At 70.4% G+C, this 21,559-nt stretch carries 16 protein-coding genes and 2 pseudogenes; 9 read left to right on the top strand and 9 right to left on the bottom strand.

Annotated elements, in window-relative coordinates; genetic code table 11:
* Positions 1-28: 28 nt before the first annotated feature.
* On the bottom strand, positions 29-1,369 hold the full coding sequence (locus AB0H83_RS47990; protein ID WP_360109368.1) for a condensation domain-containing protein: 1,341 nt from the start codon (positions 1,367-1,369) through the stop codon (positions 29-31).
* Positions 1,370-1,411: 42 nt separating this feature from the next.
* Here AB0H83_RS47990 and AB0H83_RS47985 point away from each other — a divergent pair, with 42 nt between their 5' ends.
* From AB0H83_RS47985 to AB0H83_RS47975, 3 genes and pseudogenes are all read left to right on the top strand, one after another.
* Positions 1,412-3,073 (top strand): condensation domain-containing protein, encoded by a 1,662-nt coding sequence (locus AB0H83_RS47985; RefSeq protein WP_360109365.1) that lies wholly within the window; start codon positions 1,412-1,414, stop codon positions 3,071-3,073.
* A 23-nt stretch (positions 3,074-3,096) separates the two neighbouring features.
* A pseudogene (locus AB0H83_RS47980) lies at positions 3,097-6,237 on the top strand (amino acid adenylation domain-containing protein); the annotation flags it as partial.
* A gap of 137 nt (positions 6,238-6,374) precedes the next feature.
* Positions 6,375-9,842: an MFS transporter gene (locus tag AB0H83_RS47975; protein ID WP_360109362.1), complete on the top strand. Its 3,468-nt coding sequence runs from the start codon at positions 6,375-6,377 to the stop codon at positions 9,840-9,842.
* Positions 9,843-9,892: 50 nt separating this feature from the next.
* Here the strand turns inward: AB0H83_RS47975 and AB0H83_RS47970 are convergent, their stop codons facing one another.
* Together AB0H83_RS47970 and AB0H83_RS47965 are read right to left on the bottom strand one after the other, a co-directional pair.
* Positions 9,893-11,071, bottom strand: coding sequence for a glycosyltransferase family 4 protein (locus AB0H83_RS47970; protein WP_360109359.1), 1,179 nt, complete (start codon positions 11,069-11,071; stop codon positions 9,893-9,895).
* A 239-nt stretch (positions 11,072-11,310) separates the two neighbouring features.
* A complete protein-coding gene (locus AB0H83_RS47965) occupies positions 11,311-12,000 on the bottom strand; it encodes an IS6 family transposase (protein WP_360109389.1) in 690 nt (229 codons plus the stop codon).
* Between the two features lie 1,595 nt (positions 12,001-13,595).
* On the opposite strand from AB0H83_RS47965, the gene AB0H83_RS47960 reads away from it, so the two are divergent.
* Positions 13,596-14,369, top strand: coding sequence for a hypothetical protein (locus AB0H83_RS47960; RefSeq protein WP_360109392.1), 774 nt, complete (start codon positions 13,596-13,598; stop codon positions 14,367-14,369).
* 389 nt (positions 14,370-14,758) lie between these two features.
* On the opposite strand, the gene AB0H83_RS47955 is transcribed toward AB0H83_RS47960, so the two are convergent.
* Together AB0H83_RS47955 and AB0H83_RS47950 are read right to left on the bottom strand one after the other, a co-directional pair.
* Positions 14,759-14,890, bottom strand: coding sequence for a hypothetical protein (locus AB0H83_RS47955; RefSeq protein ID WP_360109356.1), 132 nt, complete (start codon positions 14,888-14,890; stop codon positions 14,759-14,761).
* A gap of 96 nt (positions 14,891-14,986) precedes the next feature.
* Complete coding sequence (locus AB0H83_RS47950) at positions 14,987-15,676, bottom strand: IS6 family transposase (RefSeq protein ID WP_360109386.1); 690 nt, start codon at positions 15,674-15,676, stop codon at positions 14,987-14,989.
* 330 nt (positions 15,677-16,006) lie between these two features.
* Here AB0H83_RS47950 and AB0H83_RS47945 point away from each other — a divergent pair, with 330 nt between their 5' ends.
* From AB0H83_RS47945 to AB0H83_RS47935, 3 genes are all read left to right on the top strand, one after another.
* Complete coding sequence (locus tag AB0H83_RS47945; protein WP_360109353.1) at positions 16,007-16,756, top strand: hypothetical protein; 750 nt, start codon at positions 16,007-16,009, stop codon at positions 16,754-16,756.
* 213 nt (positions 16,757-16,969) lie between these two features.
* Positions 16,970-17,506 carry a helix-turn-helix domain-containing protein gene (locus AB0H83_RS47940; RefSeq protein ID WP_360109350.1) on the top strand — a complete coding sequence of 179 codons (537 nt, stop codon included), beginning with the start codon at positions 16,970-16,972 and terminating at the stop codon, positions 17,504-17,506.
* 6 nt (positions 17,507-17,512) lie between these two features.
* A complete protein-coding gene (locus tag AB0H83_RS47935) occupies positions 17,513-18,163 on the top strand; it encodes a transposase (RefSeq protein ID WP_360109347.1) in 651 nt (216 codons plus the stop codon).
* A 337-nt stretch (positions 18,164-18,500) separates the two neighbouring features.
* Here the strand turns inward: AB0H83_RS47935 and AB0H83_RS47930 are convergent, their stop codons facing one another.
* From AB0H83_RS47930 to AB0H83_RS47915, 4 genes and pseudogenes are all read right to left on the bottom strand, one after another.
* Positions 18,501-18,839: a ribbon-helix-helix protein, CopG family gene (locus AB0H83_RS47930; protein ID WP_360109344.1), complete on the bottom strand. Its 339-nt coding sequence runs from the start codon at positions 18,837-18,839 to the stop codon at positions 18,501-18,503.
* Positions 18,836-19,045, bottom strand: coding sequence for a hypothetical protein (locus AB0H83_RS47925; RefSeq protein ID WP_360109341.1), 210 nt, complete (start codon positions 19,043-19,045; stop codon positions 18,836-18,838). Before AB0H83_RS47925 ends, AB0H83_RS47930 begins: the two co-directional genes overlap by 4 nt.
* Positions 19,046-19,088: 43 nt before the next feature.
* A pseudogene (locus tag AB0H83_RS47920) lies at positions 19,089-19,517 on the bottom strand (IS6 family transposase); the annotation flags it as partial.
* A 446-nt stretch (positions 19,518-19,963) separates the two neighbouring features.
* Complete coding sequence (locus tag AB0H83_RS47915) at positions 19,964-20,377, bottom strand: hypothetical protein (RefSeq protein WP_360109338.1); 414 nt, start codon at positions 20,375-20,377, stop codon at positions 19,964-19,966.
* 395 nt (positions 20,378-20,772) lie between these two features.
* Here AB0H83_RS47915 and AB0H83_RS47910 point away from each other — a divergent pair, with 395 nt between their 5' ends.
* Both AB0H83_RS47910 and AB0H83_RS47905 read left to right on the top strand, forming a co-directional pair.
* Positions 20,773-21,276: a serine protease gene (locus AB0H83_RS47910; RefSeq protein WP_360109383.1), complete on the top strand. Its 504-nt coding sequence runs from the start codon at positions 20,773-20,775 to the stop codon at positions 21,274-21,276.
* Positions 21,273-21,559: hypothetical protein (locus tag AB0H83_RS47905; RefSeq protein ID WP_360109335.1), on the top strand; the 287-nt coding region annotated here is incomplete at its 3' end. The genes AB0H83_RS47910 and AB0H83_RS47905, both read left to right, overlap by 4 nt.

Here is a 21,559-nt window from a genome sequence, read left to right as displayed (position 1 = left end):
GCGGAACCGGCCCGCGACGCACCGCCCGTCATGGCAGCGGTGGCCTGGTGCCCGGCTCCGCCAGCAGCGCCCCAGGCTCCTGCACGGCCCGGCTCAGCACCCCGACGAAGTCCTCGGCGATGCCGGCGACGGTCGGCGCGTCGAGCTGATGGCGGTTGTAGTCGATCAGGCCGGACACCGCCGCGCCGGTGTCGGCCAGGTTGACGATGAGCATCTCGCCGCGCCAGGCCCCGGCGGGCACGTCGATCGGATAGTCGTGGGTGAGCGCGGCGGTGTCGACCGTCAGGCCGCGGAACCGGGCCATCGAGGACCGGGGGGCGACGTTGAGCCAGATCTCCGGCGCGGTGACCCCGGTCCGCCGGGCGATCAGTGGAAACGGCACATCGGGCCGCGCGTTGGCCGTGAGCACGGCCGGGCGGACCCGGTCGAGCAGGGTGGCGAAGGTGTCACCGCCGGCGACGCAGGTGGGCACCACCACCGGGTTGGCGAACAGCCCGATGAGCCGCTGGTGCTCGGCGCGGGCGCGACCGGCCGCCATGCTGGTGACCGCCACCTCGCCGGTCGCGGTGCGCCGGGCCAGCACGGCCGCCAGCGCGGCCAGCAGCGTCATGAACAGCGTGCCGCGCAGCCGGCGCAGCCGCTCGGCGGTCTCGGCCGGCACGACCAGCGGGTGCTGGGCGCTGCCGTATCCGTCGACGCCCGCCGGTGGGGCCGCGGCCTGCCCGAGCGGGCCCGGGGTGAGTCGGTCGGCCCATAGCTCGAGCTGGTCGTCGAAGGCACCGGCCGCGGCGAGCGCCCGCTGCTCTACGGCCAGGTCACGGTATCGGCCCGGCAGCGGCAGCAGGCGCAGCCCGCGACCGGTGACCAGGCCGTTGTAGGCGGCCGACAGCTCCGCCTGCAGGACCCCGACCGACCAGCCGTCGCAGATCGAGTGGTCGATGGCGAAAAGCAGGTAGGCCTCGTCGTTGGCCCAGCGCACCAGCGTCGGCTCGAACAGCGGCCCGCGCACGTGGTCGTGGGGCCGGGAGTGCCGCTCCCGGGCCAGTTGCGCCAGCGCGGCGCCCCGCTCGGTGGCCGGCAGGGCGCGCAGGTCGACCTCGCCGGTGCGGCCCGGGCGGTGCCGGTGCACGTGCTGCACCGCCCGGCCGTCGGCGCCGATGGCGTGGGTGGTACGCAGTGCCTCGTGCCGGGCGATCACGGCATCGATGGCGGCGCACAGTGCGGCGCGGTCGAGCGAGCCGGTCAGCCGCCAGGGCAGCAGCATGTTCCAGCCCGGGTTGGGATGTCGCAGCTTGCTGGCCGCCATCCACTCCTGCTGGAAGGACAGCGGGGCAGTCGCCTCGACGTCCTCTGGCACATGATCGATCACGCTCTATAGTCTTGCATAGAAGACGATCGAGGGAGAAGTGTGATGGCTGAGTCGGTGCAGACCTCCGCCGCGTCCGGGCAGCCGTGGGTGACGCCCGCCTCGTTCGCCCAGGAACGGGTCTGGTTCGCCAGTCAGCTCACCGGCGACGTCCCGGTCTATCACGTGGTCACCGGCATCCCGCTGGCCTGGGCGGGTGACGTCGACGGGCTGCTGGCGATCCTGGCCGCGACCGTCGGTCGGCACGAGCCGCTGCGGACCGCCTTCCGCCTCGACGACGGCGTGCTGCGGCAGGTCGTGCACCCGGCCCCGCCGCTGCCGGTCGAGCGGGTCGACCTGACCGACCGACCGGTCGAAGACGCCGACCGGCAGGTCGAGGAGATCCTCGACCGGCTCGCCCGGGTGCCGCTGCCGCTGTCCGAGGCACCGTTGTGGCGGGCCGTGCTCGCGCGCCGCGGGGCCGGGGAGTGGCTGCTGCTGCTCGGCATCCACCACGCCGTGTTCGACGCGGCGTCCGAGCCGGTGCTGCGCGCCGAGCTCGGCGAGCGGTGCGCGGCCGCCACCGAGGCACGCGAGCCCGACCTGCCCGAGTTGCCGGTGCAGTATGCCGACTGGGCCGCCTGGCAACGCGACCGGCTCACCGAGCGTTACGAGGAGCTGCTCGTCCACTGGCGGGCCGCGCTGGCCGACCTGCCACCGGTCCACGGTGTCCCGCTGGACCACCCGCGCCCGGCCGTGCGGCGCTTCGTCGGCGGCGAGATCCTGCTGGACCTGCCGGTCGGGTTCGGCGCCGCGCTGGCGGCGGCGGCCAGGACGCTGTCCACGACGCCGTACGCGCTGCTGCTTGCCGGCTGGGTCGCGGTGCTGCACCGCTGCTCCGACCGGGACGACGTGGTGCTCGGCATCCGCCTCGGCGGCCGCGACCGGCCGGAGCTGGCCGGGCTGATCGGGATGTTCGTCAACCTCGCTGTCGTGCGGGTCCAGGTGCCCGCCGCGGGCAGCTACCGCGAGCTGGCCGGGACCGTCCGCGCGGCCCTGCTCGACGTCGACGAGCACCAGGTGCCCTACCAGAAGCTCGTCGAGGCGATGGTCACGACCCGGCTGCCCGGGGTGGCGCCGTTGCAGCAGATCGGCTTCAACCACCTCGACGCCGGAGCCAGCCGCCGGCCCGGCGCGGTCGAGGACGAGCTCATGCTCGAGGTCACCGGCGGGCGGGTCCGGCTGGAGTACGACACCGCGTTGTTCGAGCCCGTCACCGCCCAGCGCATCGCCGCCGCCTACACCCAGGTCATGCCGATCGTGCTGAGCGATCCCGACGTGCCGCTCGCCGCCCTGCCGGTCGAGGCACCGACCCGATCGGTGCCCACCGAAGTACCCACGAGCCGGGCGGCGCCGGGCACCGCGGCGTGGATCCCACCCCGGACCGTGGCCGAGGAGCTCGTCGCGGGGGTGTGGAGCGACGTGCTCGGCCGCGACCGCATCGGCGCGCTGGACAACTTCTTCGACCTCGGCGGGCACTCCCTGCTCGCGTTGCGGGTCATCGGCCGGCTGTCCGCGCTGGCCGAGGTGCCGCTCACCATCCAGGAGTTCTTCACCGACGTCACCGTCGCCGGTGTCGCGGCCACCCTGGAACGGCTGCTGGAGGCGCAGATCGACGAGCTGGACGAGGACGAGGCCGCCGAGCTGGCCGGTCGTGGTGCCGAGTGACCACGTCACAGCAACGCCCGGCGATGTCGGCGGCCAAGCGCAGCATGCTGGAGCAACGGCTGCGCAAGGCCGTCGCGGCGCGGGAGCAGCGCCCGGGCATCCCCCGGCGCCCGCCCGGCGAGATGCCCCCGCTGTCCTACGCGCAGGAACGCCTGTGGTTCATGGAGCAGTTCGCGCCGGACAACGGCGCCTACGGCTCGACCCTGCAGGTGCGGCTCGGCCCGCAGCCCGACCTCGACGCGTTCGCCGCCGCCCTCGGCACGATCTCCGCCCGGCACGAGAGTCTGCGCACGCACTTCCCGACCGGCGCGGACGGCCGCCCGCGGGTGGCGCTCGACCCGCCGGCAGCGGTGCCGATGCCCGTGCATGAGGTGCCCGACGAGGCGGCCGCGAGCGCGCTGGTGCTCACCCTCGTCGGCCGGCCGTTCGACCTGGCCGCCGGTCCGCTGCTGCGCGCCGACGCGATCCGGATCACCGGCGGTGACGTGCTGGCCCTGGTCGACATGCACCACATCGTCACCGACGGCTGGTCCAACGAGGTGCTGCTCGTCGAGCTCAACACGCTCTACCGGGCCGCCCGGCGGGGCGAGACGGCAGACCTCGCCGACCCGGTGCCCTACGGCGACTTCGCCGCGTGGCAACGTGCGCAGGCCGAGTCGCCGGTCGGGCGGGCACACCTGGACTACTGGGTGCGGCGCCTGGACGCCGTGCCCGCCCTGGAGCTGCCCACCGACGTGTCCCGCCCGACGGTGCAGACCTTCGCCGGCACCGACCACGAGTTCTACCTCGAGGCCGACCTCGTCGCCGGGCTGACCGAGCTGGGCCGGGCCCACCGCGCCACCCTGTTCATGGTGCTGCTCGCCGGCTACCAGATCGTGCTGTCGCGCTACGGCGGCTCGACCGACTTCGCCGTGGGGTCCCCGGTGGCCGGACGCGCCCACCCCGATCTCGACGGCGCGGTCGGGATGTTCATCAACATGCTGCCGCTGCGCGCCGACCTGACCGGCGACGACACCGTGGCCGCGTTCCTCGACGCGACCCGCGACTCGGTGCTCGACGCGCTGTCGCACTCCGAGGTGCCGTTCGAATGGGTGATCAGCGAGCTGGGCGTGGTGCGTGACACCAGCCGCCCGGCCCTGTTCCAGGCGGCGTTCGTCATGCAGAACTACCTGCGTGACCGGGCCGTGGACGCCGAGCCGGAGCTGCCGTGGCAGCCCGTGCACGCCCCGGCGACCCGGTTCGAGCTGGAGCTGCAGGCCGTGCCGGTGCCCGGCGAGCGGATCTACTGCCGCCTGGTCTACAACACCGCCCTGTTCGAGGCCGCGACGGTGGCCCGGCTGGCCGACGCGTGGCGGGCGGTGCTCAGCGGGATGCTCGCCGCGCCGGACGCCGCGGTCAGCGCGCTCGACCCGCTCGACGCCGCGGCCCGCGCCGAGCTGGCCACCTGGAACGACACCGCCACCGACGCAACCGGCACCGACGACGACACCTTGCCGGGGCTGCTGGCCGAGCAGTCCGCGCGTGTACCTGAAGCCGTTGCCGTTGTCGCGCAGGGCGACAGCCTCACCTATCAGCAACTGCACAGCGCCGCCAACCGGGTGGCCAACCGGCTGCGGCGCGACGGCGTCGGGCCCGGCGGCATCGTCGCGGTCTGCGCGCAGCGCTCCGCCGAGCTGGTCATCGGCCTGCTCGGCGTGCTCAAGGCCGGGGCCGCCTACCTGCCGCTGGACCCGGACTATCCGGCGGACCGGCTGGCCTACATGCTCGCCGACGCGGGCGCCGACGCCGTGCTGGTGCACAGCACCCTGACCGACGGGCTGCCGGCCGGTGACGTGCCGGTGCTGCTGCTCGACGACCCGGCGACCTGGGCCGGTGAGCCGGACACCGACCCGGGCCCGGTCGCGGGGCCCGACGACCCGGCCTACCTCATCTACACCTCCGGCTCGACCGGCCGGCCCAAAGGTGTGCTCAACGCCCACCGTGGCGTGCTCAACCGCCTGCGCTGGATGCAGGACACCTTTGGTCTCAGCTCCGACGACGTCGTGCTGCAAAAGACGCCGTTCGGTTTCGACGTGTCGGTGTGGGAGTTCTTCTGGCCCCTGCTGCAGGGGGCACGGCTGGTGCTCGCCGAGCCGGGCGGTCACCGCGACCCGGCCTACCTGCGCGAGACGATCGACCGGCACGGGGTGACGACCGTCCACTTCGTGCCCTCGATGCTGGCCGCGTTCCTGGCCGACCCCGACCCGCTGGACTGCGCGGCGCTGCGGCTCGTCGTGTGCAGCGGTGAGGAGCTGCCGGTCGAGCTCGCCCGCCGCTGCCTGGCCGCGCTGCCCGGCGCCGAGCTGCACAACCTCTACGGCCCGACCGAGGCCGCGATCGACGTCACCGCCTGGCACTGCACCACCGAGGCGCTGCGCGGCCGGTCCCGCGTGCCGATCGGCCGGGCGATCAGCAACGTCGGCATCCACCTGTTGGACCGGCATGGTCACGAGGTGCCGGTCGGCGCCGTCGGAGAGCTGCACATCGGCGGCGTCCAGGTCGCCATCGGCTACCACGGGCGACCCGGGCTCACCGCGCAGCGGTTCATCCCCGATCCCTGGGGCGCGCCGGGCGGGCGGCTGTACGCCACCGGCGACTCGGCCCGCCGCCGCGCCGACGGCGCGGTCGAGTTCATCGGCCGGATCGACGGCCAGGTCAAGCTGCGCGGTCTGCGCATCGAGCTCGGCGAGATCGAGGCCGCGCTGCGCGAGCAGCCGGGCGTGCTGGACGCCACCGTCGCGGTCAAGGAGCCGTCACCCGGTGACAAGCGCATCATCGCCTATGTCGTCGGCGACCCCGACTCCGCCGCGCTGCGACTGGCGCTGAGCCGGCGGCTGCCCGAATACATGGTGCCGGCCGCCTTCGTGCCCCTGGACGCGCTGCCCCTGTCGGCCAACGGCAAGCTCGACCGGGCCGCCCTGCCGATGCCGGCGCCGGTTACCGCACCGGCCGGTGGCGCGGAGCCCGACACCGACGCCGAGCGGGCGATCGCCGCGATCTGGAGTGCCGTGCTGGGCCTGGAGCGGGTCGGCGCCGACGACGACTTCTTCGCCCTGGGCGGGCACTCCTTGCTGGCCACGCAGGTGGTCGCGCAGATGCGGCCACTCACCGAGGGCACCGGGCGGCGGGTCGGGGTCATCGACTTCTTCACCAGCCCCACCGTGCGCGGGCTGGCCGCGCTGATCGAGGACCCCACGGCGGCGGACGCCCCCGGCGGCTGCTGTATCAGCTCACCCCGCCGGTGGCCGCCGCCGACCGGGTCATGTCCTATGTCTGCGTGCCTTACGGCGGCGGGTCGGCCGTGGTCTACCAGCCGCTGGCCGACGCCCTGCCGCTGGGCCACGCGCTGTGGTCCGTCGCCATCCCCGGCCACGACGTCGGCCTCGACGAGGACTCGCTGCCCTTCGCCGAGCTGGCCCGCCGGTGCGCCGACGAGGTGCTGGCCCGCGTCGAGGGGCCCCTGGTGCTCTACGGGCACTGCGGTGTCGGCGGGGCACTGGTCATCGAGCTGGCCCGGCTGCTCGAGCTGGCCGGTCGTGAGATCGAACGGGTCTACACCGGCGCGGTCTTTCCGTTCGCCAAACCGCGCGGGCGGCTCAGCCGCATGTACGGCTGGCTGGAGGAACGCGGCAGCAACCGGGTGCAGGCCAACTGGCTCAAGTCCATGGGCGTGGACCTGTCCGGGGTCGACCCGGTGCAGGCCGACCGGATCATCAGCAACATGCGCCGCGACGGCCGCGACGCCGCGGAGCACTTCACCGACCTGCTCGAGACCGCACCGCCGCGCCTGCGCGCACCGATCATCTCCGTCGTCGGCGAACGCGACCCGGTCACTGACTACCACCACGAGCGCTACCGGGAATGGCACTTCCTGACCGACACCGCCGCGCTGGTCGTGCTGGCCGAGGCGGGGCATTTCTTCCTGCGGTACCGGGCCGATGAGCTGGCCGACGTGCTGACCCGGCCGGTCGATGCACTGGCCGACCCGCCGGCCACCACCGGCCGGTGGTGGCCGGGCGGCGTGTCCCACACCGACCCGACCGGCACGACCGGCACGACCGGCACGGCGACTGGCGTCGGGGCTCCCGCCGAGCCCGGTGCCCGGCGCTTCGCGCTGATCTCCGCCGCGCAACTCGTCTCGCTGGCCGGCTCCACCCTGACCGGCTGGGCGATCCCGGTCTGGATCTACACCACGACCGGCTCGCTGACCGCGTTCGGCCTGACCGGGGTCGCCACCGTGCTGCCGATCCTGCTCGCCACCCCGCTGGCCGGGGCGGTCGCCGACCGCTACAACCGGCGCCGGGTCATCCTCGGCTCCTCGTGGGCGGCGGCCGCCGTCGTGGTGGCCATCGCGTTCCTGCTGGGCAGCGGCGACGCACCACTGATCGCGGTGCTGTGCACCGTGTGGCTGCTGTCCTTCGCCAGCACGTTCCAGCGCATCGCCTACACCGCCGCGATCCCGCAGCTCGTGCCAAAACGATATCTGGGTCACGCCAACGGCATCGCCCAGCTCGTCAACGGCATCGCGTTGCTGTTCGTGCCGTTGCTCGCCGCCGGGCTCTACGGTGCCATCGGACTGCGCGGCATCGTCATCATCGACCTGGTCACCTACGCCGTCGCGATCGCCGTGCTGCTGGTGATCCGCTTCCCCGACCTGATGGGTCAGCGCCGGTTGGAGACGTTCTCGGCACAGCTCGCCGGCGGCGCCCGGCTCTCCTGGGGCACGCCCGCCTTCCGGGCCATGCTCGTCTACTACGGCGTCACCAACCTGCTCTACGCGGTGCCCGTGCTGCTGGTCCCGCCGCTGGTGCTCGGCTTCGCCGGGGTCGGCCAGGTCGGTCAGGTGGCGCTCGGGGAGGGCCTCGGCGTCCTCGTCGGCGGCCTGGCGATGACGATCTGGGGCGGGCCGGCCCGGCGCCGGATGGTCGCCAACATCCTCGCCATCGGCGCGGCCGGGGTCTGCGTCGCCCTCAGCGGGCTGCGCCCGAGCGTGCCGCTGGTCATCCTCGGCGTCTTCGGCACCGCGCTGGGACTCTCGCTGGCCAACGGCATCTATCTGACGATCGTGCAGACCAAGGTGCCGCAACGCTTCCACGGCCGGGTCATCGCGCTCAACCAGACCCTGACCTGGTCGACGCTGCCGATCGGCTTCCTGGTACTGGTGCCGCTCAGCGGCAAGCTTCAGCCGTTGCTCGACCCGGGTGGAGCGCTGGCCACCACGGTCGGACGCGTCCTCGGCACCGGTTCTGGACGCGGGCTCGGCCTGGCCTACGTGCTGTGCGGGCTGGGCATGGTGCTCGTCGCGCTGGTCGCGCTGCGGGTCCGGCTGCTGACCCGGCTCGACGAGGACCTGCCCGACGCCCCGGCCGACGACCTGATCGGGTTGCAGGCACTGGCCGAGCAGGGCGACGACCGCGCCGCCGCCGCCGACGCCCGGCCGCGGACGCCGACCGAGCGGCGGCTGGCCGCGGCCTGGGCGGCCGCGCTGGACTGGCCGGTCGCCCGGATCGGCCGACACGACTCGTTCGCCGACCTCGGTGGCGGGTCGCTGTCCGCCATGCGGGTCGTCAGCAGCCTCGACGGCCTGGTCACGCTGCCACAACTGCTGGACACCCCGGCGCTCAGCGAGCTGGCGGCCGCACTCGACCGGTCCGCGGGCACCACCCCCGCGGGATCAGGCACCGCGAGAGCTGACGCCGCGGGAGGTGCGACCGCGACGGCGGTGCGCGCGTGGCCGGCCACAGCGGGGCGGACCACAGCGCGGCGGGTCGCACCGGCCGGGCCGGCCACGATGGACTGCGCGGCGGTGACCGACGTGGCGGCCTGGGCCACGGCCCACCGCACCGAGCTGGACGCGGCGCTGCGCAGCCACGGCGCCGTGCACCTCTCGGGCCTGCCAGTGCGCACCCCGGCCGATCTGGCCGCGCTGCGCGACGCGCTCGGCCGCGCGCCGGTCCGGCCCGTCGAGCCGTTCGCCGACCGGACCGACCTCGGCCACGACGTGTGGTCGGCCCCCGAGTGGGGCGCCGACCGCGAACAGTGCCTGCACCACGACGAGTCCTACAGTCTCACCGTGCCCGGACTGCTGCTGTTCGCCTGTCTCGCACCGGCGCGCACCGGCGGAGAGCTGCTGCTCGGCGACACCCGGGCGGCGCTGGCCGCCCTGCCGCCCGACCTCGCCGCCCGCTTCCGCGCGCAGGGGTGGCGCTTCGAGCGCACGTTCCGGCCGGGCTTCGGGCCGCGACCGGCCACGGCGTTCGGCACTGACGACGTGGCCGCGATCGAGCGGGCCTGCGCGCAACGGCTGGTCTCCGTCGAGGACCAGCGCGACGGTGTCCTGCGGCTGAGCCGCCTACGGTCCGCGCTGGTGACCCACCCAGTGACCGGTGAGGAGTGCTGGTTCAACGACGTGGGGTTCTTCAGCGCCTGGACCCTCGACCCGGCCGAGCGGGCGCTGCTGCACTCCTCGTTTGGCGAACGAGGCCTGCCCTTCGACGCGCGCTTCGGCGACGGGCAGCCGATCGGCGAGGCCGACCACCGGGCGATCGTCGCGGCATACGAGGCCGTGCAGGTCCGGTTGCCGTGGCGGGCCGGTGACGTCGTGCTGGTCGACAACCTGCTGACCGCGCACGGCCGGGAGCCGTTCACCGGAACGTGGGACGTGGCGGTCGCGGCGGCCGACCCGCTGGCCCCGGCCGACTGCCGCCCGACCGTGCGACCGGCCGGCTGACGGCCGGCCGCCCTTGCGTGGGCAACCGGTGGCATGGGCGACCGGCCGGCTCAGCCCTGCGGCGGCTTCTCGTAGACCTCGGCCAGCCAGCTGACGTATTCACCGATGTCGAACAGCGCCGACCGCTCCCGTCCGCCGGCCACCAGCTTCGCGCGCAACTGCGGATCGGTCAGCACCCGCAGCGCCGCGTCGGCCAGGGCCACGTGGTCGCCCTTGTCGACGGCGAGTCCGGTGACCTCCTCGACCACCGTCTCGCGCATCCCGCCGGACCGGGTCACCACGACGGGCGTGCCCGCCGCCATGGCCTCCGGCGGCACGAGACCCAGCGGCTCCTCGTCGATCGTCGGATACCACACCAGGTCGGCGGCCCGGTAGGCCTCGGCGATGCGCAGCCGGTCGAAGTGCATGAACCGAACCGCGTCGGCGACCCCGAGCTGCCCGGCCAGCTCCGTGAGCTCCATGCGCAGCGCCGCCACCTCGGCCGGGTCGTCGGCGATGTCCTCCGAGGCGCACAGCACCAGCGTCCCCCCGCCGAGCACCGGGCGCATCCGGGCGAACGCCCGCACACCGTCCTCGACACCCTTCCAGCGCAGCAACCGGGCCGGGTGGAATACCACCGGGCCGGGCAGGGCCACGAGCCGCTCGTCGAGCGGACCGTCGGGGCTGAACGCCACCCGGTCGATGCCCAGCCAGCGCACCGCCGCCGGGCGCTCGGTCGGCAACGCGGTGAGCAGGTAGTGACTCGCGTAGACGACGAAGTCCCACGGCCAGTCGAGCACCTCGAGACACAACCGCTCCCCCACCCGGTCGTGCACCCCGTTGACGATGGTCTGGACGCCGGTGTCCAGGCAGACCCGCGCCAGCTCCGGGCCGAAATGGTGCCCGTTGTGCAGGTGCAGCACGTCGGGCCGGAACTCCTTGACCACCGGGCCGACGATGCCGCGCAGGTCGGCTAGCAACTGCGGCTGCAGCTCGTCGGGCTTGCTGCCCCGCCGGGCCGCCAGCAGCGGCTGCACACCGATCGGCGGATGCCGGCGCACCCGGACCGGCCCGTCGTCGTCGCCCGGCAGTGGGCTGCCGCCGGTCAGCACGAGCAGCTCATGCCCCTGGGCGGCCAGCCCGTGCGCGATGTCCCACACGTGGCTCTCGACGCCGCCGAAGGTGGGCGGGTAGGCGTGACTGATCTGCAGGATCCGCAATGGTCGACCACCCGGCTGCTCAACGATCATCGATACAGTATGCACGAAGATCAGCACACTGATCGATACGCAACCGGCCGCGCAAGACTGCCGCCGCCTACATCTGCTACCCCGATGACGCGACGCATCTGTCCACCTCATCGGTCCTCACGGCGCTGCTGCACCTGCACCACATTCGCGTCCACGGTCCGACTCCTGATCTGGAGCCACGGAATCGGCGGTGTTGCGTTCGGCGATCGGGAAGCATGGTTGAGCCGAGAGGGCCGGCTTCAGATGGCGGCGGCAAGTTCGGTGAACGCCGCGGCGACACGCAGTCCGCGTGGTGCGTCGAGTCCGAGTTCGTAGTGTCCGTGGCGTAGGTTCTGCACGAAGGCGTGCCCGGCGATGATCGTCTGTGCGGTCCGGTCGGTGCGTAGGCCCCGCATCGACCTGAGCCGGTGTTTGAGCTGGCTGTGGTCGGCTTCGATCGGGTTGTTGGCGTACTGCTCCACGTGGTGCCACGCCGACGGGATCAGCTCGTCAAGGACTGCCGGGTACACGTGTGCAGCGTCGGTGACGACCTCGGTCGGTGTCACCTTCAATGTGGTCAACGGCCGCCGGAAGAACCGGCGCGCTGCCGCGGCGTCCCGGCGCGCTGAAACGAGCACGTCGATGACCTGCCCGTGCTGGTCGATCGCCCGGTACACGTACCGCCACACGCCACTGACCTTGACATAGGTCTCATCTACGAACCACCGGTCGCCCGGAGCGTGGCGGCAGAACCCGGCCGCGTCGGCGAGCAGCGGCGTGAAGCGCTGCACCCAGCGAAAGACGGTGACGTGGTCGACTTCGACGCCGCGTTCGAGGAGGAGTTCCTCGACGTCGCGGTACGAGAGCCCGTAGTGCAGGTACCAGCGCGCCGCGACCACGATCACCTCCGGCGGGAACCGGAACCCGGCAAACGCCGAACGTGTTGACACGGCAGGGCTACGGCGGGCTGCACGCTTCACGGCTCAAGCGTGCCTCGATCACGCGAACCGGCAATGCAACAGCACCTGTGCGCAGCACGTGATCGCCGGTGAAAGCGAGTCCAGCGGCGTCGTCGATGTAGACGACGCGGCCCCGCCCGGGTGTGACCCGGGGTGGCCTGCACCCGCAGCCTCCGGCCCCCGACCGGACGACGTGCTCGTTGTGCAGCCAAGTCGTCGAGGCCCTCGTAGTCAAGGGACTCCACCGGGCTTACCCGCTGCGCCTCGAGCAGCCGCAGCAGCGACGCCGCGTCGGCCTCCGCGAGTAGCCGGCGCTGGGCCGCCAACATACGGGCTCCGGGCCGGCGTGCCAGCGCGAGGTTGGTGCGCTTCCCGGCGCCGAGGGACAGCCGGGTCCCGGCGCCGGCGCAGCTCGGCTCCCGCTCTGCCCGATCCAGCAGCGCCACAACCTCGACGCCCGGGTCCCGCAGCTGCAACCAATCGATCACGGCCACGAGAAACACGACCCAAGACGACCGGCGCGCCGCCACGTACGACCTCGAGGAAGGACAACGCGCACGCGTCCGCACGGCCGATCATGACTTCAGGCTGACCGGCCCTGGAAGCCCCGGCGCAACAAACCCCTGGTTCAGCCGCGCTCATGACTGCACGCTCAACCGACTGCCGAGAAAGATCACCGTACGGACGTTCGTGTCAAAGATGTGTCGTGATCATCCACAATGGACACTTAGGTTGAGCGGGATGCAACCGTCCGAGTCAAGGTGTCGATCGCGTGGCGCCACGACAGCTGGTGTTGCATAATGCCTGCTCAAACGCAGTTTCATGTCGATTGTCAGCAGACCGCACGGACCCCTTGACTCCGTCCGGCGTAACGGCAAGCAGATTTCAAGCGCCCCGAACAGTTGGCTACGACGCAAACCGTACGGTCGTACGGGCAAAATCGTGTGTCATGACCTAACCCACACATTGAACTTAGTCAACAAAAAGGCCAGCTGAGCTGGCCTTTCGCAATGTCGGGACGGCGGGATTCGAACCCACGACCCCTTGACCCCCAGGGGGGCTCGTAACGACCCTGCTACTGAGTGTTGCCCGATGCCGGTCTATGCCCTCACGTTTCTCCTGACCTCCTCATACTACTCCTCCCCCGTGCCGGCTGGTGTTGCGTCATACGTTCGTATCCGCGAGGAATTGATCTCCGCTGTGAGCCCGTTGTGAGCGCTTCCCGGTCAAGTGCCGTTCATGTTGCTGCGTCCGCGCTGCATTCGCGGTCGTCGAGCGGATCCGCGAGACAGTCGTTCATGCCGCACTCAGCGACTCGGCGGTCGAGGTGAATGTCATCCTCCGCAGACAGCGCCGACCTCCGTGGCCGTATTCATCCGGCGCGGCCCGCGGCCCTGCTCGGCTACCTAGGTACCGCGGCTCAGGCCGGTTGAGTCACGCGACGGATCCGCGGCCGGGCATCCGTGGGGCTCAATGGTCCACATGGGACAGACGCGAGCGGTGTACATCACAGGATGCGGCGCGTACCTGCCGGGCGAGCCGGTGGACAACGCGGGCTCACCGCGTCGACCGCTTACACGTACACCGTGCGCGCCTATGACGCGGCGGGCAACACCTCGGACGCGTCCAGCCCGCTGACCGTCACCACCAGCGCGACCGGCGGCGGAGGCGGGGGTATCGGTCTCGACGACTTCGACGGCAACCCGGCCTACCCGTCAGCGGCGAAGAACGACCTGGCGAAGTGGACCGGCGGCAACTGCTTCAGCAACGGCGGCGGCAACGGCGTCGTCACCGGTGGCGCACTCACATTGCAGTACAACAACTGCGGCTGGTTCGGCAGCGACGTCGGCACCGACGTGTCCGCCTACACCTACCTCGTCGTGCGCATCAAGGGCGCCACCGGTGGCGAGCAGTCCCACTTCAACCTCAGCCTCGGCGGCGCCACCAAGGTGTTCGGCGACTACACCCTCGACGGCGGCGGGCACCCCGCCCTGACCACCACCTACCAGGACATCAAGATCCCCCTGGCGGCCAACGGCATCAACCGCGCCAGCCCGGCCCAGCTCGCCATGGGCTTCTGGTACGGCAGCAACAGCAGCATCACCATCGACACCTCGCCTTCACCAACTGACGATCCCGGTCGTGGGCCTGCGCACGTGACAGGTCCACGACCGGCTCGATCAGTCCAGCACCGCCGAGATTCTCGCGTCCACGATCTTGACTTTCTCCGCGAACCGAGCCGCGTCGAGACCCGGTTCGCGATAGTAGATCTTCACCGTGTACAGGCCGTATCGCGACCAGTACACCCACAGCGAGCACGGCTCGTTCTGCCGCCCGGCCAGGAGGCAGTAGATGAGTGACTGATCCGCTGACACGGGCACGCCGAGCGGGGTTTCACGCACTCCTTCGGGACCGAAATCCTCACGGTCATTGATGCGCGGATCCTCCGCGGAGTATCCGTACCGCGCCGTGATCCCACCCGAGTGCTCGATGATCCTCTGCACGAAACGGTCCCGGCTCCTGGCGTTGACCCACTGCCTGGTGAGCTCCCCGCCGACCGCCCGCGCGGAATCCTCCTGCCATTGCTCTCCCGACAGCAGGTCGATGGTCGACGGGGGCACCAGCAACGCGTCCAGCGGTGCCCGGTGCCCCGCCTGCAACCGATGCACCACGACCGCCGCCCCGGCCAGGACGGTGGCCACGACGAGCGCGGCCACCAGCCAGCGGACCGTGGAGCGGCTTCGCGTGATCATACGAACTGCGCTTTACCGTTGCCTAGAAGTGAGGCCATGTTGTCCATGATGGCCTGATGCAGGAGCGCGGTGGTCATCCGGCCCGCCGGGACCGAGCCGTGGAGGTTGATGCCGATCGCGGTCGTCACATAGTCTCCGGGGTCTGACTGACCGGTGTACGGATTGCTCGGGGCGCCGTTGCGTTGTGGGATCGACGGACGCGTTGAACCGCGTCGGGTCCGCGGTCAGATCGCGTGGGCGAGTTCGGCGAACGCTGCGGCGACCCACGTAGCCGACGGGGAATCGACAGCGAGTTCGTAGTGGCCGCGTCGAAGGTTCTGCATGAAGGCGTGTCCGGCGATGATCACCCGTGCTGTCTTATCCGTTCGTAGGCCGCGCATCGGTCTCAACCGCTGTTTGAGCCGGCTGTGATCGGCCTCGATCGGATTATTGGCGTACTGCGCGACGTGGTGCCACGCGGACGGGATCAGCTCGTCGAGGACGGCGGGGTAGACCGCGGCGGCGTCGGTGACCACCTCGCTGGGCGTCACCTTCAACACCGACATGGCCCGTCGGAAGAACCGCCGGGCCGCGTCGGCGTCCCGACGGACCGAGACCAGCACGTCGATGACCTGACCGTACTGGTCGACAGCCCGGTACACGTACCGCCAAACTCCGTTGACCTTGACGTACGTCTCGTCGACGAGCCACCTATCGCCTGGTGAATGGCGGCAGAACCGGGCGGCGTCGGCGAGCAGTGGCGTGAACCGCTGCACCCACCGGTAGACCGTGACGTGGTCGACCTCCACGCCGCGCTCGACCAGCAACTCCTCGACGTCGCGGTAGGAGAGGTTGAAGCGCAGATACCAGCGCACCGCGACCACGATCACCTCGGCTGGGAACCGGAACCCGGCGAACGCCGACTTCGGAGGCAGCCACGGGCCAGGACGGATCGATGACCTCACCGCTCAAGTCTGCCTCGATCTTGCCAACGCTCAATGCAACGGAGCCACAGTCGGCGAGACGATCGGCATCAGGCCGTCAGGCTTGCTGGTGGTCGTGCAGACCCAGTCAGGACGGGTCGGTCCAATCCCCAGACTGCTCCAGCAGGAGATGACCATCTGCTCGCATAATAGCGGGAGGTGCAGTGAGATCGAGGGCATCCGCAGGATCAGGAACCTGGGTGCGGTGCCACTACATACAACGGCGATGGCGACCTTCAGCCGTGGCATGGGCATGAGGCGGCACAGGACGATCGTGAATCCGTGCGGGGGCTGTGGGCGATTGTTGAATTATCTGAACATGACGCATGGGTAGCTAGAGGATTTCTGGAGGTTGCTGTGCCATCGGATTTCGTGATGGATTCGCCGCAGGGCTTGTCCCATCGGGCCACCGCTTTCCTAGCACAGCACGCCGCTCGTGTAGAAGTTGATTCTGGTTTGACGGGCGACGCGCTTCGAACTGCACTGGAAAGCGTCCGCGGAGCGGTGGACGAAGTTCTGATACAAACGTTGGAGGGTCTTCAAGCTCGATACGCCGGCCTCACGTATCCCAGTCGGTTCTTCGACTCGGTAGTCACCTTCGTGCCGGTCTGTGAACCCGACCCGTACGAGGACGAGGACGAGATCTCCTATGTCGTGGAAACGGATAGGGACTGCGGCGCGTCGGCGACCCGGACAGGTGAACTGGTGGTGTCGGAAAGTACCGACAGCACCATCGAATTCGGGTCCGTCGACGCCCTGATCGAAAGCGATGCGATGTTCGAAGCTGCGGTCCACCGATCCGCGCACCGGGCGGTCTATGTGGACAAGCTGCTGGCCGGGCCGGCCGACATCATGGAGTGGGTCGGCTCGGTGCGACCCGTCGGCCCGGCCAGTGGGCGGTGGACCTGGTGGTTGACTGACGGGACCACCGATATCTTCTACTGTGCCATCTGGTACGAACTGACGAAGATGTCGCTCCCGTGCATCAAGATTTGGACCGACAATCCGGACGTGCTTCAGGTGTTCGATTAGCTCGAAAGATCTTTCGGATGGTTTGATCCCTCGTTGCCGGGCCGATGTTCCTATCGGCCCGGTAACGAGGCGTTCCCGTGCTCTTTCTAGCAACCGTCCTGTTCGCTCCTTGATTCGCGAGCATTTATCTGCATGATTCATCTGTCATCCGTGTACCGTGCCAATACTCGTGGCACAGGGGCGTGAGCTGCTGTTCCGTGATGCTGGTGGAGGATGGCGGGCGTGTTGGTGCGGGTGCTGTACCTGAGCGTTGTGCGGGTGTTCGGCTGGCTGCCGCAGGCCGTGCGGAGTGAGTCTGCGATGGCCGCGGAGCTGATGGTGTTGCGTCATGAGGTGGCGGTGCTACGCCGCCAGGTCGGTCGGCCGCGCCTGTCGTGGCCGGAATGTGCGGTGTTGTCCGGGCTGGTCCGGGCGCTGCCACGGGAGTTGTGGAAGCATCGGATCGTCACCCCGGCCACGCTGTTGGCCTGGCACCGCCGGCTAGTCCGCCGGCACTGGATCTACCCGAACCAGCCGGGACGACCACGGGTCAGCGGCGACGTCGGTGACCTGGTCCTGCGGCTGGCCGGGGAGCACCCGGGATGGGGGCATCGACGGATCCGGGGTGAGCTCGTCGGGCTCGGTCACCGGGTCGGTGCTGGCGCCATCCGCCGCATCCTCGCCGGTTCCCGGGTCGGGCCTGCCCCCCGCGTGAGATCGACACCAGTTGGCGGACGTTCCTGCGACACCATCACATTGCGGCGGTTGTAGAGCCTGTTGCTTGCCGACCGGGACCTGTTGCCGGCCGAGCACCTCATGGACGCCGGTTACCCGTCCACCGCGAACCTGCTTGCCTGCCGGGCCGAGTACCAGGTCCGTCTGATCGCCCCGATGCGCGGCGACTCCTCCCGCCACGCCCGCACCAACAGCCCCTACGCCCGGAGCGCGTTCACCATCGACTTCGACCAACAGCGTGCGACCTGCCCACAAGGCCACCGCTCGGCGACCTGGAACCCCACCCGGCAAGACGGCCAGGACGTCATCGTGGTCAGCTTCCCCCTCAGCGCCTGCATCACCTGCCCGGCCCGGACCGAGTGCACCCGCTCGCAGCAGCGTCGACGACAGTTGACGCTACGCCCCCGCGACCTGCACGAAGCCCTCCGCGACGCCCGCGCCGAGCAGCACACCGACGCCTGGAAACAGACCTACCGCGCCCGCGCCGGAATCGAGGGCACCATCCATCAGGCCACCGCAGTCACCGGAATCCACCAAGCCCGATACGCAGGCCTCGGCAAAGTCAGCCTGGAACACGCCTTCGCCGCGACCGCGGTCAACCTCATTCGCCTCAACGCTTGGTGGACCGGCACACCCCTACAACGCACCCGAACAACCCACCTGAACAGGCTCGATCTCACCCTCGCCGTATAGACAGAATTAGGCAACAGAGTCCTACAGCGGCGACTTCGCGGATGCCGTACCCGTCGTCGAGCAGGTTGAGGCCAGTAGGTGCCGGATCTGGTGCGGTCCGATCGGGCACCCCGGCGCCGACGGCGAGCCGGCTGGTGAGGTTGTCCGACCGCAGTGGTTGGCCGGTGCGACCGGTGAACATCTACCGCGAACGGAACGCTAACGGATGACACCCCGCGACACTGACAGCACTTGATTTGGCGTCGTCGGAGGCCCCAGCGACGTGCTCAAGCACGTTCTCCCAGGTCGGCGACAGCATAAACCGGCCGAGTAAAGGAGTCCGCGCAGCCGCCACGGCTCACGCGGCCCGGTGCGCGGAACGCAGCAACGTCAGCGCCCGGAGCGCGTCAGCGCGCGAGATCGGCTGGTCGTCGCCCTGCAACGCAAGCGCGGCCTCGATCGCCTGACGGATCCACGTGCTCTTCGGAATACCGGCGTCCCTGGCGGCGGCCGCGACGGCTTCGTCAACGTCGACGGGCAGGCGCAGGGACCGCACAACCATGACCTCGGCGCCACGAGGTGGCAGACCGGCGAGCACCGCCTGCTCCTCCTCGGCGGAGAGCGGCTGGTCGAATGTGAGGTTGTCCATCAGCGCTCGCGCCTCGTCGGGCGTGTTCGGCAGGTCTCGCTCCGTCATCGCGTCCCCTCCCAGCGGGCCAGTTCATCCAGTTCGGCGGGTGTCAGCTCACGCGAGCCGATGATCTTCCAGGTCAGACCGCCAACGTGGTACTCGGCCACGATCAACGCCCGCCCGGTCATGGTGCGGCCCCAGATCGTGAGGACCTGCAGGCCGGTCTTGGCGTCGGTCGCCGTCCTGGGCCACCGGCGTCGACCGTCGAGCACTTAGCGGACTTCATGCGGCTCGATGCCGACGAGGCCAAGCAGCGGGATAGACCGCGGCGGCGTCGGTGACCACCTCGCTGGGCTTGACCTTCAACGTGGACAGCGCCCGGCGGAAGAACCTCCGCGCCGTGTCGGCGTCCCGGCGCGCCGAGACCAGCACGTCGATGACCTGCCCGTATTGGTCGACCGCGCGGTACACATACCGCCAGACTCCGTTGACCTTGACGTACGTCTCGTCAACGAACCACCTGCCGCCCGGCGAGTGGCGGGCGAATCGAGCCGCGTCGGCCAGCAGCAGGGTGAACCGCTGCACCCACCGATAGACCGTGACGTGATCGACCTCCACGCCACGTTCGACCAGTAGCTCTTCAACGTCGCGATAGGAGAGGTTGTAGCGCAGGTACCAACGAACCGCGACGACGATCACCTCGGCCGGGAACCGGAACCCAGCGAACGCCGACTTCGGCGGCAGCCACAGGCGCGGGCGGATCGATGACTTCACTGCTCAAGTCTGCCTCGATCTTGCCAACGCCCAACGCAACGGAGCCCTGGCAACTGCCAATCGGCTGGGTGCGCCTCGATGATCGTTCGGTCTGGCACCAGCCGCATCCAGAACGGTTCAACCAGGTGATGTGCGAGCTACCGCTGCCTGCCAAAACTCCAGTATTGCGACGACGCATCGGCAGTAGGCGAGGCTGTCACGACTGTCAAGCTATGCGTGCTGACGGGCTGACGGAGGTACGTGAACGCGATCGCCAGGACGACAACCGGCGGCGACCGCCGATCGCGACCCGATCGGGTGATGGAGCCGCTGCCACTGCGGACCGTGCGAGGCGGGTTGCCCAGCTTGGGTCTACGTCGCTGATCAGACGAACCGGCCGGATCGCAGCCGTCCGAGTGCAGCGGCACCGCCCGGTCTCAGACCGGCCAGATCTCGACCAGGTACGCTTCGCCGCCGTCGAGCGCCGCCAGCAGCGCATGCCGCTCCTCGACCCCGGCATCCGGGTGAGAACGGAACACCTCCGACGCCTGCCGCGCCGTCTCCTCCCGCCCGCGCGCCGACACCCGCACGCGGACCGCCCCCGCCGCAACCACCGGAATCTCGGTCAGGTCGCCGGGTAGCAGTGTCACCGGCCCTGACGTCGTGTTCTCGATCCGCAACCGCCCGGACGCACACCCGATCGACGCCTCGAACAGCCCACCCCAGCCGGCGGCACCCACGGCGTCGAGGGCGCCGGCCGGCGCCGCGTCATGAACATCGACCTGGATCGCCACCGCAACCGTCGTCTGCGCGACCCGCACGAACAGCTGATGCGCGGTCGCCGCCACCACGGTCCGCATCGTCGCGACCCGGGCGTCCTCACCGTCGGCATCATCACCGTAGGGCCGCCCCGCATCCTGCACACACAACACCGCATGCCCGACGGCAACGAGGCCCCGATACGTCGCAATAGCAGTCATCGGATCGTACCGTACCCCCTCCCGCCCGACTGGGTGCCGGGCACGCGGGACCGGCCCGACCGGTTGTACAGTCCCGGCCGGTCCCCTCGGCGTGGCGGGCGGGTGGCTACGGCCGGCGGCATGCGGGTTGTTGGCGAAGACTGGAGGGCGTGAATGGATGTCGCGATCGTGCCGGCCGATCCGATCCGGCAGGGTCCGCCATGAGCAGCGAGTGGGCTGATAGGCGACGAGCGATGTGCACACCCCGTGACGGTCGATAGCAAACGCTGGATCCGCGACACGTCGCGGAGGTCGTCGTCCAGCGCGCCGATGGTTCGTGGTGGCGTGGGTCCGGCTACCGGGTTCGTGAGCGGCTGCTGCTGACCGCGGCGCATGTGGGCGGCGACGCGGCCGAGGTGAGGGCGCGGTTCCGCGCCGAGTTCAGCGACGGGTGGTCCACCGGCGCGGCCGTGGTCTGGCAGGATCCGGTGTCGGACCTGGCATTGCTGCAACTGCAGGGCCTGGACAGTGCGCCGGTGATCGGCGCGCAGTTCGGCCGACTGCCCGAGTCGACGCGTCAGGTCGAGGCGCATGTTGTGGGCTCGCCACGGGCGAAGCTGTGGCGCAACGCGGCGGGCGCGCAGATCCGGGAGCCGCATCACGCGGTGGGCTCGATCTCGGGGCTGTCCAACCTGAAGCTGCGTAGCCTGGAGATCGCAGTGGTGGTGCCGACGGAGGACCCGCCTCCTGAGGTGTCGCCTCAGGAGGCGACGTCGGGCGCCGCAGTGTGAGCGGCGCGGCCCTGCGCACGTGGGTCCTCACCCTGAACGGTGCACTGGCCGGCAAGGGCATCTACGCCAGCCATATCGCGATCGACGCCTGGATCACCGGCCCACCCGACGCCCTCGACAGCGCGCCGCTGCGCGAACCCGACGACATCGCCCGCCTGTACTGGGGCCTGCACGTCGACCGCGGGCTCTGCGCCTGCCGAGAATGCCATCCATGCAGGTGGTGGGCTCTGCCCGCTTCCTCTTGGCCAACACGTTGCCCGGCCGTCAAGATCGGAGCGGAACC

Source organism: Dactylosporangium sp. NPDC050688, assembly GCF_040654515.1.
Taxonomy (GTDB): domain Bacteria; phylum Actinomycetota; class Actinomycetes; order Mycobacteriales; family Micromonosporaceae; genus Dactylosporangium.
The sequence above is the reverse complement of the archived record's forward strand: the minus strand, read 5'-3'. Positions and strand labels throughout refer to the sequence as shown.